Origin of the sequence: Aeromonas sp. MdU4, from assembly GCF_041929505.1 — a bacterium.
Lineage (GTDB): Bacteria > Pseudomonadota > Gammaproteobacteria > Enterobacterales > Aeromonadaceae > Aeromonas.
This window is the reverse complement of the sequence record NZ_JBHFMW010000038.1, coordinates 1-15186: the sequence shown is the minus strand read 5'-3', so window position 1 is coordinate 15186 and position 15186 is coordinate 1. Positions and strand designations below refer to the sequence as shown.

Genomic DNA, 15186 nt, shown 5'->3' with positions numbered 1-15186 from the left:
CTATCAGGAGAGCAAGGATATGCCATCGACATTCACCGGGAGCCAGACCATCCCGCGCCTTATTCGTACCACGACTATCACTCTGGCCCTCTGTCTGAGTCACTACGGCTGGAGCGCCACCCTGCCAGCCGATTTAAAGTGGGAGAGCAACAACACGGATCCCGTCTACGCAGATCCTGCCGCCAAGCGGGGCGGTACTTTCCGTGACTTTGTCACCAGCTTTCCCCTCACCCTGCGCAAGTTCGGACCTGACTCCAACGGGTCATTTGCCGCCTATATAAGGGAGACCAACCTGCCCCTGCTGGCCACCCACCCCATCACCGGCAATCCGATACCGATGCTGGCGAGCGAATGGGCCTTCGGCGCCGACCACAAGACCCTCTATTTTCGCATCAACCCCAAAGCGCGCTGGTCGGACGGCCAGCCAGTCACCGCCGATGACTGGGTGTTTACCCTCAAGATGATGCGCAGCAAAGAGATCAATGATCCCTGGTACAACAACTACTACAGCACCCAGATCGTCGATGTGACCCGTTTCGACGATCACACCCTCTCCATCACCAGCGGCATCGCAAAGAGCCGCCAGGATCTGCTGGAGTCACTGCCCATCAGCCCGGAGCCAAGCCACGCGATCAAGCTCACCACCAACTGGGTCAAGGAGTACAACTGGAAAGTAATGCCGGTCACCGGCCCCTACCAGATCGACGAGGTGAAGAAGGGCAAATCGATCACCTTCAAACGGGTGAAAAATTGGTGGGGCGATGACGAACGCTATTTTCAGCATCGCTTCAATCCGGAACGGCTCGAGATCAAGGTACTCAGGGATCAGAACATCGCCTGGCAGCATTTCCTGCGCGGCGAGCTGGATACTTTCGCGCTGGTCATGCCCAACTGGTGGCATGACAAAACCAAGACCCAAGAGTTCGAGAAGGGCTATATCGAACGACTCTGGTTTTACAACCAGAGCCCTCAGCCCCCCATGGGGCTCTATCTCAATACCGACGACCCGCTGCTGAGCAATCTCGATGTGCGGCTCGGCATTCAGCACGCACTCAACCTCGACAAGGTGCTCACCACCCTGCTGCGCGGCGATTACCAACGTCTCAACAGCTACGGCGCGGGTCAGGGTGACTTCACCAACACCGAGCTCAAGGAACGGCCCTTCGATCCGAAACTGGCACGCACCTACTTTGCCAAGGCGGGTTTCACCTCCACCGGCCCAGACGGCATTTTGCTAAACGATCAGGGACAGTCACTGACCCTCTCCGTCACCTACACCACCGCAGAGCATGCCCAGCGGCTCACCCTGCTGCGGGAAGAGGCCAAGAAGGCAGGACTCAATCTCGAACTCAACCTGATGGATGCTTCGTCCGGTTTCAAATCAATGCTGGAGAAAAAACATCAGAGCGCCTGGATGGCATGGGGTGCCGGCCGCTACCCCGCCTATTGGGAGTTTTTCCACAAGGTCAACGCCCACAAGCCGCAAACCAATAACATCATGAACATCGACGATGAGGCGATAACCGCGTTGGTGGAGCAGTACGACAAGGCCTTTGATTTTGGCAAAAAGGCAGAGCTGTCGCGCCAGATTCAACAGCGGCTCTATGAGCTGGCCAGCTTCGTCCCAACCTATCAGGTCCCCTACACCCGTGGCGGGGCCTGGCGCTGGATCAAGCTGCCCAAAGTACCGGCTACCCCCAAGAGCGAGCTACTCTACTGGCCCCTCGATGGCGGCAGCAGTGGTTACAGCTATGGTGGTCTGTTCTGGATCGACGAACAGGTAAAAAGTGAAACGCGGGATGCCATCAATAGTGGCAAAACCTTCCCCCCCGTTACTCAGGTCGACACCCGCTTCAAACAGCCCTGAGTCAATCGCAGATAAAAAAAGACCCCGCACACTGGCGGGGTCTTTTTTTGCAACCTAGTTTTTGCAACCTGAGTTGCTCGCGTCAAGCTTGGGGGTAATTAGCCGCGCTTGGCCTGCTTCTGGGCGATAGCGTCGGCGATGTCGGCGGGCTCCAGCACAATGCCTTCCTGCTCCGGGGTCGGGAACACGGCCACACAGAGTTCGTCCTGCTCCATGCCATCGATCCAGCGCTCCAGCCACACCTTGAGGGTGATGGACTGCGGCTTGCACTCGGCCCATTCACCTTCGGCCCACGCCTGGGCGTATTCCGGGTGTGGCCATACCGGGATGCAATCTTCATCGTCGGTAGTCAGCATCATCACGCCGTGCTCGTCAGTCAGCACAAACAGCTCTTCATGCTCGACCAGCTTGCTGATGAAGTGATCGTAACGGTATTCAGCGTTCAGTTGCAGCGCGGCATTGCGCTCGGTGTCGCTCAGTTCATAGCTCATTGGCCAAGTCTCTCTCTCAATAAAGGGCGCCATGTTCACATCTTGTCGTCAGCTTGTCCAGCTTGTAGCCCCTTGGCACCAGATGGGGAGGACAATGACGCCCATAAGAATAGAGCAGCCTCCTCGATTGAGAGACCGCCAGCAGTAATCTTGCGCCTTTTACAACGCAGGCGTGATCAGCTCGACATCAGGCTGCTCGCTCAACTTCTGCCGCAGCCAGTAGGCGGACTCCACCTCGACAAAGCAGATCTGATCCCGGCCATTGGCCGCCATCGCCATCAACTGTTCGAAACGCAGCTGTTGCTGCTGCTCCCAGGCGGCAGCGAGTTTGACCCCGTGGGCCTCATCCACCACTTCGCGGCGCAGCTCAAACAGGTTATCGGTGATCGGGCTGTTGATCTTGGCCGCGCTATGCCAATACATCAGCAGGTTATCCATCATCTCGGTGTCGTAGTTAGCCAGCGCATCCAGCTCGGGCGTATCGCCGCTGTCGCTGGCGGCAAAATCACACCAGCCCGCATCGAGTGACGCCAGCTCATGCCCCCCTTTGGCACGCTTGCGCAGCAGCGCAATGTCGGCCCCCTTGCGAGCAGGCAACCACACCTCGCCCTGATGGGCATCAAGCAGTGACGTCAGCGAAGCAGCGGGGTAGACAGGAAAGCGGGCACAAAGTGAATGCAGCAGGGATACCAGAGTGATCTTGACCATGAGCGATACCTTGAACAGAGCGAACAGCCACCAATAGGCCGTCCGATATAAATAAGTGCCCTATCCTATCACGTTTGGTCCGGCTCGGCCCTTGGCTAAGCTGTCAGCCAACCCTCTGATTACGCCCAAAAAAACAGCACTCGGAAGGATATTGCACAGACAAAGGCCAATAGTTTGAACCAGCGCCCACTAAAGTGGATCCGGGAATGCTAGTTTGCATACATCTTTAGCGTAAGGAGTAGATCCATGATTGGTATCGATCAGATTTCTGATGACGTAATAAACCAGTTGAAGATACTGGCATGCTTTGATCCGGCCAACATGAGCCTGGGTATCAAATTACGCAGCGACATGTCTGAAGAGCTGTGCCAGGCAGCGGCCCGCCTGCATCAGCAGGGACTCATCAGTGCGGAAGATGGCGGCTACCTCACCCCGTTTGGCATGACCATGGTAGAGCATATGCAGCATCTTCTGGTCGCACTCAAACCGCTTTGACCGGCTGGGGAGCCCACAGCGAAAAATTAAGCAGCTCCCAACGCTCTCCCCGATGGAGATGACAGGCAAACAGCAAAGGACCTTCGGGTCCTTTTACTTTGCCATCGACCAGCCACTCCGACTCCCGATTGGGGATCAACCTGGCCTGGATCTCATCAGGTTGCCGCTCCTCTCCCAATCGGACATGAACAAACTGCTGGCAGACAACTTGAGCCTCCATTGCAGCTTGAACCGGCACTGGATCATCCACAACCAGGGTCAAAGCAGTCACAAGCAACAAGGTCTGGAACATGATTCACACACCGTATGAGTCAGGAGCAAAGGCCATATAAACAAAAAGCCGTGGTACCAGAGGCACCACGGCTTTCTTAAATTCTGTAAGAATTACAGAGCAGTTACGTTCTCAGCCTGCGGGCCTTTCTGACCTTGGGTCACAGAGAACTGTACGCGCTGACCTTCAGCCAGGGTGCGGAAACCGGCACCTTGAATAGCGCTGAAGTGAACGAAAACGTCCGGGCCGTTTTCTTGCTGGATGAAGCCAAAACCTTTGGTTTCGTTGAAAAACTTAACGGTACCGGTGATCATGTTAGACATATCTTTAAACCTGTATTCAAAATAATTACTTATGCTTTTCAGCGGGTAAAGCTCAAAAAACGGGATTAACTTATGAACAACAGGACAAGATGTAGAACATCGTATTCATTGACATAACTATCGCCCTTTCAAGCTGATTTGGATTATACGTGGCTTTGTAGATTACGCAAACAAATTTGTGCCCTGCTGATAACAGGGCACAACCGTTTATGGGCGATTTATGATGTGGGCGCTTCCAGTGCTTCGACCAAGGTCTTCAGGAAGCGCGCAGCTTCCCCGCCGGTGCAGGCGCGGTGGTCAAACGTCATCGACAGCGGCAGTGCTCTCACCGGGCGAGCCTCGCCATGGATGAACACCATTTTCTCGAACAATTTGCCTGCCCCTATGATGGCCACCTGCGGCGGCGTGACGATGGGGCTGGCGTAGCGACCCGCGATGGCGCCGAAGTTGGTGAGAGTGATGGTCGCCCCCTGCAACATTTCGCGTGGCACGGCGCGCGCCTTCACATCGGCGATCATCCGATCCAGTCCCTGCCGGATATCCGCCCCCTCCCGCTCGGCCACGTTCTCCATCACCGGCACATAGAGCCCATGCTTTGAATCCACCGCAATGGCCACATTGACCTCTTTGAATAACCGTCTCGACAGGGTTTCACCATCGAACCAGGCGTTCATCGAGGGCTCGGCACGGCACGCCACGCCAATGGCCTTGATCAGGCGCACCGTCACATCTTCATCTGTTCGCCAGTGGCGCAAGTCCACCTCGTCGGTGATGCTGACCGGCACTACCGTCTGATGGGAGAGCTCCATCGCCTTGGCCATGGCCCGCCGCGACCCTTTGAGGAACTCGTTGCCACTGCTCTGCTGAGCTTCGAATGCCTGCTGCACGTCCAGCTCGGTCACCATGCCGCCGCTACCACTTCCCTTGAGCCGGTCAATATCCAGACCCAACTTCTGCGCCAGCAGCCGCACGGCAGGCATGGCTTGCACCAGCGAACCACCCGGAGCAATGGCCCCCACCACAAAGTGATCCTCTATATGCTGCTGATGGGCGCTCACCTTGCCCACCACGGTACCATCATCTTCGCCCCCCTCGAACTCCACCAGCGGCGCACCGATATGGAGGATATCCCCCTCGGCGCCACAGAGACGGGCAATCACCCCGGCCACCGGAGAGGGCACATCCACCAGCGCCTTGGCGGTTTCCACCGACAACAGCACCTGATCGACCTCGACGGTATCACCGGCACTCACCTTCCACTCGACGATCTCGGCTTCGGCCAACCCTTCACCCAGATCCGGTAATTTGAAAAATTTCATAGCCACTGGTTCTCCATCAACTGGTAAGCGGCATCAGCGATATCCTGCTCGGTGATGAGGTAATACGCTTCATTGCGATAGTAAGGAACGGCGGCATCCACGCCAGTCAGCCGTCTGGGCGGCGCCTTGAGGCTGGGAAGTGCCTGCTCGGTCACCCGCGCCACAATTTCGGCTCCGACCCCGAAGCTGCCACACGCCTCGTGCACCACCAGCAAGCGGCCGGTCTTGCGCACCGAAGTGAGGATGGTCGCCATATCCAGCGGCTTGATAGTGGCCAGATCCAGCACTTCGCACTGGATATCCTGCTCGGCCAGCAGGTTCGCCGCCCGCATCACCTCCTGAATGCAGGCACCCCAGGCCACTACCGTGATATCCCGGCCCGGGCGCAGGGTGAAACAGACATCCAGCGGCAGGCCGACACCGTCATCTACTACCTCGGATTTCATCGAGCGATAGATGCGATCCGGTTCGAAAAACATCACGGGATCCGGATCGCGGATAGCCGACAGCAGCAAACCATAAGCGCGCCTCGGGCTGGAGGGGATCACCACCCGCAACCCCGGAATATGGGCAAACAGCGCCTCGACACTCTCGCTGTGGTGTTCCGGTGAGTGAATGCCAGCGCCATACGGGGAGCGATAGACAAGGGGACAAGAGAGGCGGCCACGGGTACGGTTTCGCATCCGCGCCGCCTGACAGATGATCTGCTCCATCCCGGGGAAGATGAAGCCCTGAAACTGAAACTCGGCCACCGGCTTGAGCCCCTGGGTGGCCATGCCGACCGCCACCCCGGCGATCAATCCTTCGGCCAGCGGCGTGTCGATCACCCGCTTGAAACCGAACTTGTCGCGCAGCCCCACGGTGGCGCGAAACACCCCGCCGTTGACTCCTACATCCTCGCCCAGTACCACCACATCCGGGTCGTGCTCCATCTCGTAGTGAAGGGCCATGTTGACCGCTTCCAGCAAACTGATCTCACTCATGGCCAACCTCCTGCTTCATCCCCTTGGCAATCACTCGCTCGCGCTGGGGCAAGAGTTCGGCGGGCAGGCTGGCATAGTGATAGTCGAGCATCGCCTCCGGCGGCTGGGGCGCCATCGCCTCATAACGGGCGACCGCCTGTTCTACCTCTCGGGCGGCCTCTGCCAACAAGCTCTGCTCCTGCTCTTCATCCCACCAGCCCTGGCTGTGCATGAACTGGCGCAGCCGCTTGATCGGCTCCTTGGCCCAGGCGGCCTCGACCTCGGCCCCGTCGCGATAGCGGGTAGCATCGTCGGCCGTGGTGTGATCGCCGAGGCGATAGCTGACCGCCTCGATCAGGGTCGGCCCCTTGCCGATGCGGGCCCGTTCGACGGCACTGCGGGCTGCATCGTAGACCGCCACCACATCGTTGCCATCCACCTGCAGACTGCGCACCCCGGCGCCAATCCCTTTCTGGGCCAGCGTAGGGGCGCTCGATTGCAGCTTGCGCGGCACCGAGATAGCCCACTGGTTGTTGTTTACGATGATAACCATCGGCAGGTGCCACACACCCGCGCAGTTAAGCCCCTCCAGAAAATCCCCTTTGGAGGTGCCGCCATCGCCAATGGTGACCACGGCAACCCTCGGTTGATTACGCAGTTTGAAGGCAGAGGCAATGCCGCAGGCGTGGGTGATCTGGGTGGCGATGGGGACACAGATGGGGAGATCTTCAGAGGGGGTCCCATCGGCTTTGAGAAAATAACTGCCCCGCTCGTCACCACCCCAATATTGCAGGTTTTTCTCCATCGGTACGCCCCGCACATAGAGGGTGGGCATGTCCCGATAGTAGGGGACGTAGACATCCTGCGGCTGCATGGCAAGACCGATGCCAATCCCCACAGCTTCAGCACCGAGATGAGAGGGGAAAGTACCGAGTTTGCCGGTTCGCTGCAGCGCGATCGCTTTTTTGTCATAGCTGCGCACCATCACCATGTTGTGGTAGAAGGTGTGCAGTATCGCCTTGTCCAGCCAGGTCGGTAAGGTGGCGACCGGGCACCCTTCCGCATCGAGATAACGAAGGAAAGGGATGTCGACATGGGTCATAACTGGCTCCTTGCCGTTGTGAGCGTCACCGATGCTGATGACACCTAGATGTAAATACCTTGTTAAATAAAAAGCAAAGGGATTTACTCAGGTAAGACCAGTAGAAACTTCTTTAAAGTGGCGAATGAGCTGAATTTTCGGCGTATTTACACATTTTGCACCGTAAAAGGTTCACATCGAGTGGGTGGGTAATGCAGTGCGCAATCAGCATGTCCAGAAGGAGTGACGACCCCTTCACTGCTTCAATCTGTTGCAGATTGAAATGGCTAGCATAAATAAACGTGGCCCCACTGGGGCCACACTGTTATTCGCTGTTTTACTCTCGTCAGGCAACTGACTCGCGTTCAACCAGTTGTGCTTCAAACTTGAGTGCCAGGCCGTCCACCGGCTTGTGATCGAGCAGGCGCAACGCCAGCTCGGCGGCACGGCTGCCCATCTCCTCGATGGGGTAGCGCACCGTGGTGAGCTTGGGATAGATGTAGCGGGCATAGGGGATATCGTCGAACCCCACCACCGACACCTGCTGCGGGATCTTGTAGCCTCGCTCCAGCAAGCATGAAATGGCTCCCGCCACCATACCGTCGTTGAAACCAAGCACCGCGGTGAAATCGACACCGCGAGCAAGCAGTTCACTCATCGCCACATAGCCGCCATTTTCGTCGGCAAAGGCGCGGCTGATGAGCGCAGGATCAAACGCGATCCCGGCCTTGCCCAGCGTCTGGGTATAGCCAGCCATCCGCTGCTGACCATCGACAAACTCTTCATCATCGGAGGTGATAAAAGCGATCTTGCGATGCCCCGCGTCCAGCAAATGCTGACAAGCAGTGGTGATACCCGCCTGGTTATCGAGCCAGACACAGCGATCTTCGGCACCGGGTACCTGACGATTGATAAAGACGATGGGAGTAGAGCCCGCCGCCAGCTCGCTCAACTCCTCGTCGGGCAGAGCCTTGCTGTGCAGGATCAGTGCATCGCACTGACGCTGCAGCAGCGCTTGAATAGCATGGCGCTCGCGGGTGATGTCATGGTTTCCGGACATGACGATGGTGAACTTGTTGGCCCGATCGACCATGGTTTCGATGCCCCGCATCATTTGGGCGAAGAAGGGACCACCGCAGAGATCGCCAACCAGTACACCGATACAGTTGGAACGCTTGCTGACCAGGGCCTGGGCAAAACTGTTGGGCCGAAAATTGAGTTCCTTCATGGCCGCCATTACAGCCTCGCGCTTTTCCGGGGCGACCTGCGCCGTGTTGTTGATCACGCGCGATACGGTGGAAATAGACACATTTGCCAGCTGAGAAACGTCTTTTATCGTTGCCACTATCCATTCCTTTATTGTGAGGGGAACCTGCTGGTGCCGACGGCCGAGTATATCCCGCTCCCTAGAACATTTCCCGGAGCCTGGTCACCACTCATGTTTCCTTTTGTAACAGAGCGTTGCCGATGATACCCGCTGCCTGCGGTATTTGAGAACGGGGCCGACTGGCGGCCCCTGGCTCAATAGGCGTGGTTGAGCTCCCGGTCCGACATGAAACGCAGCGGTTGCTGCAGCTTGTGCTGGTAGATGAGATCGAATGACAACACGTTTTGCACGTAGTTGCGCGTCTCCTTGTAGGGGATGCTCTCGACCCAGACATCCATCGGCTTGTTGTCACTCTGATCACGCCAGCGTTTCACCCGCCCCGGTCCGGCGTTGTAAGCCGCCGCAGCTAGGATCCGGTTGCCGTCGTAGAGATCGAGCAAGCGCTTGAGGTAGGCGCTGCCGAGCCGGACATTCATCGCTGGATCAAACAGCTGTTGTTCGCTGCGATAAGGGACGCCGAGCTTGCCCGCGGTCTCCTTGGCCGTCGCTGGCATCAGCTGCATCAAGCCACGCGCCCCCACCGGGGACTGGGCCATCGGATAGAGGGCGCTCTCCTGGCGGGAGATGGCATAGAGCAGGCTCATGTTAACTGCCCGCTCCCGCGCCACCTGACTGAAGGTCTGGGTGTAGGGTTTGGGGAAGCGCAGTTCCAACGCATCCCATGCTTCGGCACGGATGCTGGAGAGAATAGCCAGCTCATGCCAACCCTGATTGAGGGCGATATGGCCAAACTCGATGCGCTGGGCCACCGGGTTGCGATCCATGTTGTGGATCCACTCGGCCCGAGCCGCGTTAATCTCGTTCATCGACAACAGTTCACGCACCCGCAGCAGGAAGGGCCAACGCTGGCTGGCGGTGCGCCAGTCGGGCACATGCTTCACCCCCTGATTGACCATGCGGTAGGGCACGCCGGTACGCTGGGCCGCCATGAAACCGTAGAAACCGCGCAGATTGGCGGTCTCCAGATAGAGATCCTGAGCGGGTTTCTTCTGCCCCTGCACTTCGAGGGAACGTGCCATCCAGTAGCGCCAGCGATCCTCTTTCTGGCGCGCCATCGGCATCTTTCTCACCCAGCCGGAGAGACCGCGCCAATCCTGCTCCCAGATCGCCAACCGGGCCCGCAACTCGGTAATATCGGGGTCGGTCAGTCGCACCACGGTATTGTCGAGCCAGCTACGCTGCGCTACAGAGCGATCCAGCAGCAAGCGGCGAGCAATGGCGCGTTCAACCGGTTTTACCTCGGTTTGGGTCAGGCCAAAGCGGCTGCGAAAGAGCGCCAGCTGACGCAGCACTGCTTCCGGCTCCTGATTGGCATAACGGCTCAAGCCGAGCGAGAGCAGCTTCTTCGAATAGGAGTTGCTGCTGAAGTAGGCGGGATTCATCGCCTTGGCAGGCTGTTCGAACAGGGTCACCATCTGATCGCCATAGCTCTGCAGGTTACCCGACAGATTGGCCCCCAGATGGCGGATCAGGTTGGGGTTCTCCGCCTCGAAGGCGAGGGTCATCCGCTGCCAGATCTTATCCTGGGTACGCTGACCGGATGCCTGCCACAGCTTAAAGAGTGGCGAGCAGGCATCCGGGCGGGATTGACCACTCATCCAGAGTTTGCCCGCCCCCTGCAGCGCTTCACCCTGTTTGCCGGTGTTGTAGAGCGCCTGATAGTGCATGCAGAGCAGATCGGTGGAACTCGGCTTGACCGGATAGAAACGCAGGAATTGCGACCACTGTTCGCTCTGGGCCAGATAGGTGAGATAGCTGCGCTCCAGCCGGTTCGACTGGGGGGTATCGCCATGCTCACGGATAAAGCGGGTCACATCGTTGTAGTCGGCCGCCCCTGGACGAAAGGCAAGCTGGTAGTAATCGAGATAGGGCAGCAGGGGATAGTGAGTCAACCGGGCTCGAATTTGCTGGAAACGAGCCTGATCATCGGCTTTTACCGCATCATAAGCCTGACGGTACCACGACTGCTCCGCAGTCTGTGCCATCAGCGTCGGCGTCAACAGCGCCGACAAAACAATTCCCCATACAGCTTTCACTGAACATCTCCATTGAGAGGCAATAACACCGCCCGCAGGCGGTGCATCTACTGCTTCCCATTCTACCCGTTGCCAGCCAAGGCGACAGCGGGGAGAGGAGACTATTTTTCTACGCCGCTCGGCTGGAATTCGCGCTGGTAATCCTGCCTGGCGAGGCGCTGCACATATTTCTCCAGATAAGGCACCGGCAACGGCTTGGAAGCGAGGTAACCCTGATAGAAGCTGCACCCCTGTGCCTTGAGAAACTCCAGTTGCTGGCGTGACTCCACCCCTTCGGCAGTGACGTTGAACCCCATGTGACGCGCCATGGCGATCACCGCCTCGACGATGGCCATGTTGTCGCCATCCTTCGGGATGTCCTGAATGAAGGATCGGTCGATCTTGAGTTCGTCGGCAGGCAACCGCTTGAGGTAGCTCAGGGAGGAGTAACCGGCGCCGAAATCATCGATGGCAAAACTGATGCCAAGAGATTTGAGATCCGCCATCTTGCTGATGGTGTCCTCGGCATGGCCCAGCACCACGGATTCGGTGATCTCCAGATTGAGGCAAGCCGGATCCATGCCGGTTTGCGCCAACACATCGTGGATCCGCTCGACAAAGTCGGTGGCGTGGAACTGCTTGGCACTGACGTTGACCGAGATCTGCGGGATGCGAATGCCGCTCTCTTCCCACAGCACATACTGGGCACAAGCCTCATGAAGCACCCAGTTACCGATATCGACGATGAGATCGCTCTCCTCGGCGATAGGGATGAACTCGGCCGGCGAGACCAGCGAGCGCCCCGCCGGCTGCCAGCGGATCAGCGCCTCGACACCGATGATGTCGCCGCCATCCACCAGATGCTGGGGCTGATAATAGAGTGTCAACTCCTGCTGATTGAGGGCGTTGCGCAGCTCGTTGTGGATGAGCAGGCGGCGATCCGCCTGTTGCTGCATGGAAGCGTCAAAGAAGCGGCGGGTCTTGCGACCGGCCGACTTGGCCTGATACATGGCGGTATCCGCCTGTTTGAGCAGATCATCCACCCCCTGCTCCCGATCTGGAAACAGGGTGATGCCCACGCTGGCGCCGATGTGTAGCACCTGTCCACCATAGGTGTAGGGGGCGGCAATCTCGGTGATGAGCCGCTCGGCGATGATGTCGGCTTGCATCTCCGCCTGGGGCGGGCTGGCCGAGAGCGATGGCAGCAACAAGACGAATTCATCCCCGCCTAGACGCGCCAGACAGTCCCCTTGACGCACCAGCCGTTTGAGCCGGGTCGCCACCTCTTTCAGTAGCCAGTCGCCGGTGGCATGGCCAAGGGAGTCGTTGATGGTCTTGAAGTGATCGAGGTCGATAAAGAGCAACGCGCCGATCAGGCAGCTGCTGGTCGCCTCGTTGAAGGTCTGAACCAGAGTCTCATGCAGTTGACGACGGTTCGGCAGACCGGTCAGCTCGTCGTAATAGGCGAGATCCTGGATCCGTCGCTCGGCGGCCTTGCGCTCGGAGATATCCTCGAAGCAGATGACGAAGTGGCTGATCCCCCCCTTCTCATCCTGCACCGGCGTCACGATCTCCCACTGGGGATAGGTATGACCATCGGCGTGCAGACGCAGGGTCTCCCCCTGCCAACGGCTCATGGGATTTAGCTCGTAACCGAGCCCACCCAGATTGGGCCAGAGATCCTTTTCCAGCTGCAGGCCAAGCACAGCCTGGCTGTCAAACCCGGTGATCTGGCTAAAAGCATTGTTGACCCGCAGGATCTTGAACCCCGGATCGGTAATGATGATCCCCTCGTGAGTCTCGAAGGCTACCGCCGAGAGTCGCATCTGGGCGTCCGACTGCAACCGCTCCAGCTCGGCAACCATCCGCACCCTGAAGGTATCGAGCACAGAGTTGAGGTTCGCCATGTCCGCTGGCGCCGAACTGAGCAGCGCCAGATGACCCAGCAAGTGGCCCCTGTCATCAAACAGTGGCTGACCGTAATAGGTCTGACCAACGGCCAGCCACGACTGGATCTCCTCCTGCCCGGAGATCACCTCCATGCAGACGGCACCCTGCCGATAGAGCTGCTGACAGGGGGTGCCCGCCAGAGGGTAATCCTTGAGTGCCAGCCCGTCGGCGGCCAGTACCCGTACCCGATCCGCAGAGCTCAGCTCCCCGACCCAGACCGCATCGACCTGCAGAATGTGGGTGAGTTGCTTGACCAGGGTATTGAAGAAGTCGAGCCCGGTTCGGGCAGAGAGCGCCTGCGCCAACTGAGTGAGCAGACTGGTCTGCAGCAAAGGCAAAGAGGGCTTGAGAGAGGTCGCGGCAAGCGGGATCAACCAGCCACAGCAGACCGCCTTGTTGGGCTCAAACTGACCGCTCCACAGCACGTGATTGAGCGTTCCCTCTTGATCCCTGAGGTGACCGATAAACTGTTGTGGCAGGTGTGATTCATGAAGCCGGATGAGGAAGTCGGCAAAGCCGGCTTCATCTTCCGGCAGCAGCTGGTCAGCCCACGGATGGGCCTCCTTTCCTTGCCACTGCTGGTAGGCACCCTGATCAGAGAGACTCCATTGATCATGTTGCCGATCAAAAAACCACATGACCTGAGTGGCTTGATGCTTCATTTGTGACTCCAACACAACAACTGACCACGTTTGCGGTCCAGCAACAGGCAGCAGCAACCGACTCGGCTCCATTCATAAGGTCAAGAGACAGGAGGGGCAAAGTGCAAACATGCGATATCAAGCAGTGGGAACCGGATATGAGGTCGACACGAAGTGCTGCCAAGAGGGGACAGAAACGATCCTATTCCCGTCATACTGCCTGCCAGTTTCATGGAGCTCAAGCTGTTTTTGGCACGAAACCGGAAAAGATCACAATTTATAAGTTACTGAATAGCCAAGGGGAGATTATGTGACGTATATCACATTTCAAACTTCACCAATGAGTAATCTGAAGGTGAAGACACAAGCAAGACGACCCGAAGGGGGCCTATATGAAAATCGAAATTACCAGCAAAATCATCGACATTACCCCGGCTATTCGCGAGCGAATCGAATCCCGTTTTGAAAAGCTCGAACGTCTTCAGGTGCCTCTCATCACACCCCATGTGATTGTCTCCAAAGAGCGTCTGATGTTCATTGTCGAAGCCAGTGCTGGCATCCCCAACGGCAAACTGTTTGCCCAGGCAGAGCATGAGGATCTCTACGCCGCCATCAACGAACTGGGACAGAAACTGGAACGTCAGCTCAATCGCCACACCGAAAAACCGATTGCCCGTCGCGCCAATGCCGCGCTGAAAGAGCAGGTACAACCGGACGAAGCTGACGCATAAATCACTGCGGATCACAGAGAGCATAAAGGCGGGTTATCCCGCCTTTATGTTTGCCTTGTTTTCAGCAGAAAACGTCTCGGCAAACAACGCAAGAGACACACACCCCCTAGCTAAGCCAATGAAGGCGGGTATCGACTCCCTGTTGCAACCGCTCAAGCACGGGTAACAGTACCAGCGGATCCTCTTCGCGCGGCACACCGGCTACCTTGTGTTGCAACTTCTCGCGACCCAGCAAGGTCAGATTGTCAAATACCGCCTCATCAATCAGCGGCTGGCTGGCTACCAGTGGCGGCGTCTGCAATGCAAGCCAGAGCCGCACATCCACCATGCTTCCCCCCTGCTGCAACCGCTCATTGATGGCACTGCAGTCACTCCCCGCCCCTTCGGCCACCAGTACCGGCGCCTCTCGCAGCTCAAAGTGCGCTCGCCAGTCCCGCTTGTCCGGGCTTGCCGTCGGTTTGGCATCAAACCAGGGCTGCTCTTCGACCGCATCGGTCAGCAGCGCCAGATGCAATCGGAAATCCGCCCGATCGCCATGCTGAAGGTCCTGGTTGAGGCGTTGCCCCAACTGGCCTTCATCGACGAGCAGGTGGTTACGGATTGAACTGGGCAGCATGGGATAACTCTTGAAAATGGTGATTTCATCTCTTATCGGCCGCATATCCAATTCTTTTAATGGAAAAATCCGCTTCAGGGGTTCACAAAAGCGGAAGATCTGTTAGTATGCGCCTCGCACTTGGGGAGGGGTTCCCGAGCGGCCAAAGGGATCAGACTGTAAATCTGACGGCTCTGCCTTCGAAGGTTCGAATCCTTCTCCCTCCACCATTCAAGTGCAAAAATATGTGAAGTAATACCCCGTGGAGGGGTTCCCGAGCGGCCAAAGGGATCAGACTGTAAATCTGACGGCTCTGCCTTCGAAGGTTCGAATCCTTCTCCCTCCACCAT

At 57.7% G+C, this 15186-nt stretch carries 14 protein-coding genes and 2 tRNA genes; 5 read left to right on the top strand and 11 right to left on the bottom strand.

The window, feature by feature from the left end; translation table 11 throughout:
- Nucleotides 1-19 precede the first annotated feature (19 nt).
- On the top strand, nucleotides 20-1867 hold the full coding sequence (locus tag ACE1BR_RS20995; protein ID WP_374873701.1) for an extracellular solute-binding protein: 1848 nt from the start codon (nucleotides 20-22) through the stop codon (nucleotides 1865-1867).
- 98 nt (nucleotides 1868-1965) lie between these two features.
- Here the strand turns inward: ACE1BR_RS20995 and ACE1BR_RS20990 are convergent, their stop codons facing one another.
- A complete protein-coding gene (locus ACE1BR_RS20990; RefSeq protein ID WP_374873699.1) occupies nucleotides 1966-2358 on the bottom strand; it encodes a DUF2750 domain-containing protein in 393 nt (130 codons plus the stop codon).
- 159 nt (nucleotides 2359-2517) lie between these two features.
- The gene (locus ACE1BR_RS20985) at nucleotides 2518-3066 is read right to left on the bottom strand and encodes a hypothetical protein (protein ID WP_374873697.1); all 549 of its coding nucleotides are present in this window, start codon (nucleotides 3064-3066) and stop codon (nucleotides 2518-2520) included.
- Nucleotides 3067-3312: 246 nt separating this feature from the next.
- Here ACE1BR_RS20985 and ACE1BR_RS20980 point away from each other — a divergent pair, with 246 nt between their 5' ends.
- The gene (locus ACE1BR_RS20980; RefSeq protein ID WP_374873695.1) at nucleotides 3313-3561 is read left to right on the top strand and encodes a TIGR02647 family protein; all 249 of its coding nucleotides are present in this window, start codon (nucleotides 3313-3315) and stop codon (nucleotides 3559-3561) included.
- Here ACE1BR_RS20980 and ACE1BR_RS20975 read toward each other — a convergent pair.
- The 8 genes from ACE1BR_RS20975 to ACE1BR_RS20940 form a co-directional block, all read right to left on the bottom strand.
- On the bottom strand, nucleotides 3548-3853 hold the full coding sequence (locus ACE1BR_RS20975; RefSeq protein WP_374873693.1) for a hypothetical protein: 306 nt from the start codon (nucleotides 3851-3853) through the stop codon (nucleotides 3548-3550). The two genes, ACE1BR_RS20980 and ACE1BR_RS20975, sit on opposite strands and share 14 nt — an antisense overlap.
- 92 nt (nucleotides 3854-3945) lie before the next feature.
- Nucleotides 3946-4155 carry a cold-shock protein gene (locus ACE1BR_RS20970; RefSeq protein ID WP_075112094.1) on the bottom strand — a complete coding sequence of 70 codons (210 nt, stop codon included), beginning with the start codon at nucleotides 4153-4155 and terminating at the stop codon, nucleotides 3946-3948.
- 218 nt (nucleotides 4156-4373) lie between these two features.
- Nucleotides 4374-5474 carry a dihydrolipoamide acetyltransferase family protein gene (locus ACE1BR_RS20965; RefSeq protein WP_374873691.1) on the bottom strand — a complete coding sequence of 367 codons (1101 nt, stop codon included), beginning with the start codon at nucleotides 5472-5474 and terminating at the stop codon, nucleotides 4374-4376.
- Nucleotides 5471-6457: an alpha-ketoacid dehydrogenase subunit beta gene (locus tag ACE1BR_RS20960; RefSeq protein ID WP_374873689.1), complete on the bottom strand. Its 987-nt coding sequence runs from the start codon at nucleotides 6455-6457 to the stop codon at nucleotides 5471-5473. Before ACE1BR_RS20960 ends, ACE1BR_RS20965 begins: the two co-directional genes overlap by 4 nt.
- Nucleotides 6450-7538 carry a pyruvate dehydrogenase (acetyl-transferring) E1 component subunit alpha gene (gene pdhA, locus ACE1BR_RS20955; RefSeq protein WP_374873687.1) on the bottom strand — a complete coding sequence of 363 codons (1089 nt, stop codon included), beginning with the start codon at nucleotides 7536-7538 and terminating at the stop codon, nucleotides 6450-6452. The genes ACE1BR_RS20960 and pdhA overlap by 8 nt, the downstream gene beginning before the upstream one ends.
- 325 nt (nucleotides 7539-7863) lie before the next feature.
- Complete coding sequence (locus ACE1BR_RS20950; RefSeq protein WP_374873685.1) at nucleotides 7864-8862, bottom strand: LacI family DNA-binding transcriptional regulator; 999 nt, start codon at nucleotides 8860-8862, stop codon at nucleotides 7864-7866.
- Between the two features lie 176 nt (nucleotides 8863-9038).
- On the bottom strand, nucleotides 9039-10940 hold the full coding sequence (locus ACE1BR_RS20945) for a transglycosylase SLT domain-containing protein (RefSeq protein WP_374873683.1): 1902 nt from the start codon (nucleotides 10938-10940) through the stop codon (nucleotides 9039-9041).
- A 101-nt stretch (nucleotides 10941-11041) separates the two neighbouring features.
- Nucleotides 11042-13531, bottom strand: coding sequence for a putative bifunctional diguanylate cyclase/phosphodiesterase (locus tag ACE1BR_RS20940; RefSeq protein ID WP_374873681.1), 2490 nt, complete (start codon nucleotides 13529-13531; stop codon nucleotides 11042-11044).
- 371 nt (nucleotides 13532-13902) lie between these two features.
- Between ACE1BR_RS20940 and hpf the strand changes: the two genes are divergently transcribed.
- Complete coding sequence (gene hpf, locus ACE1BR_RS20935; protein WP_201913108.1) at nucleotides 13903-14241, top strand: ribosome hibernation-promoting factor, HPF/YfiA family; 339 nt, start codon at nucleotides 13903-13905, stop codon at nucleotides 14239-14241.
- A gap of 106 nt (nucleotides 14242-14347) precedes the next feature.
- Here the strand turns inward: hpf and ACE1BR_RS20930 are convergent, their stop codons facing one another.
- A complete protein-coding gene (locus ACE1BR_RS20930) occupies nucleotides 14348-14857 on the bottom strand; it encodes a VC2046/SO_2500 family protein (protein ID WP_374873679.1) in 510 nt (169 codons plus the stop codon).
- Nucleotides 14858-14981: 124 nt separating this feature from the next.
- On the opposite strand from ACE1BR_RS20930, the gene ACE1BR_RS20925 reads away from it, so the two are divergent.
- A tRNA-Tyr gene (locus tag ACE1BR_RS20925) sits at nucleotides 14982-15066 on the top strand.
- A 34-nt stretch (nucleotides 15067-15100) separates the two neighbouring features.
- Nucleotides 15101-15185, top strand: a tRNA-Tyr gene (locus ACE1BR_RS20920).
- Nucleotide 15186 lies beyond the last annotated feature (1 nt).

What these genes read in the sequence shown, in the direction of transcription:
- ACE1BR_RS20965 (WP_374873691.1), bottom strand. Translation starts at nt 5,474, where the DNA reads ATGAAATTTTTCAAATTACCGGATCTGGGTGAAGGGTTGGCCGAAGCC.
- ACE1BR_RS20970 (WP_075112094.1), bottom strand. Translation starts at nt 4,155, where the DNA reads ATGTCTAACATGATCACCGGTACCGTTAAGTTTTTCAACGAAACCAAA.
- ACE1BR_RS20980 (WP_374873695.1), top strand. Translation starts at nt 3,313, where the DNA reads ATGATTGGTATCGATCAGATTTCTGATGACGTAATAAACCAGTTGAAG.
- ACE1BR_RS20975 (WP_374873693.1), bottom strand. Translation starts at nt 3,853, where the DNA reads ATGTTCCAGACCTTGTTGCTTGTGACTGCTTTGACCCTGGTTGTGGAT.
- ACE1BR_RS20985 (WP_374873697.1), bottom strand. Translation starts at nt 3,066, where the DNA reads ATGGTCAAGATCACTCTGGTATCCCTGCTGCATTCACTTTGTGCCCGC.
- ACE1BR_RS20940 (WP_374873681.1), bottom strand. Translation starts at nt 13,531, where the DNA reads ATGAAGCATCAAGCCACTCAGGTCATGTGGTTTTTTGATCGGCAACAT.
- ACE1BR_RS20930 (WP_374873679.1), bottom strand. Translation starts at nt 14,857, where the DNA reads ATGCTGCCCAGTTCAATCCGTAACCACCTGCTCGTCGATGAAGGCCAG.
- hpf (WP_201913108.1), top strand. Translation starts at nt 13,903, where the DNA reads ATGAAAATCGAAATTACCAGCAAAATCATCGACATTACCCCGGCTATT.
- pdhA (WP_374873687.1), bottom strand. Translation starts at nt 7,538, where the DNA reads ATGACCCATGTCGACATCCCTTTCCTTCGTTATCTCGATGCGGAAGGG.
- ACE1BR_RS20960 (WP_374873689.1), bottom strand. Translation starts at nt 6,457, where the DNA reads ATGAGTGAGATCAGTTTGCTGGAAGCGGTCAACATGGCCCTTCACTAC.
- ACE1BR_RS20990 (WP_374873699.1), bottom strand. Translation starts at nt 2,358, where the DNA reads ATGAGCTATGAACTGAGCGACACCGAGCGCAATGCCGCGCTGCAACTG.
- ACE1BR_RS20995 (WP_374873701.1), top strand. Translation starts at nt 20, where the DNA reads ATGCCATCGACATTCACCGGGAGCCAGACCATCCCGCGCCTTATTCGT.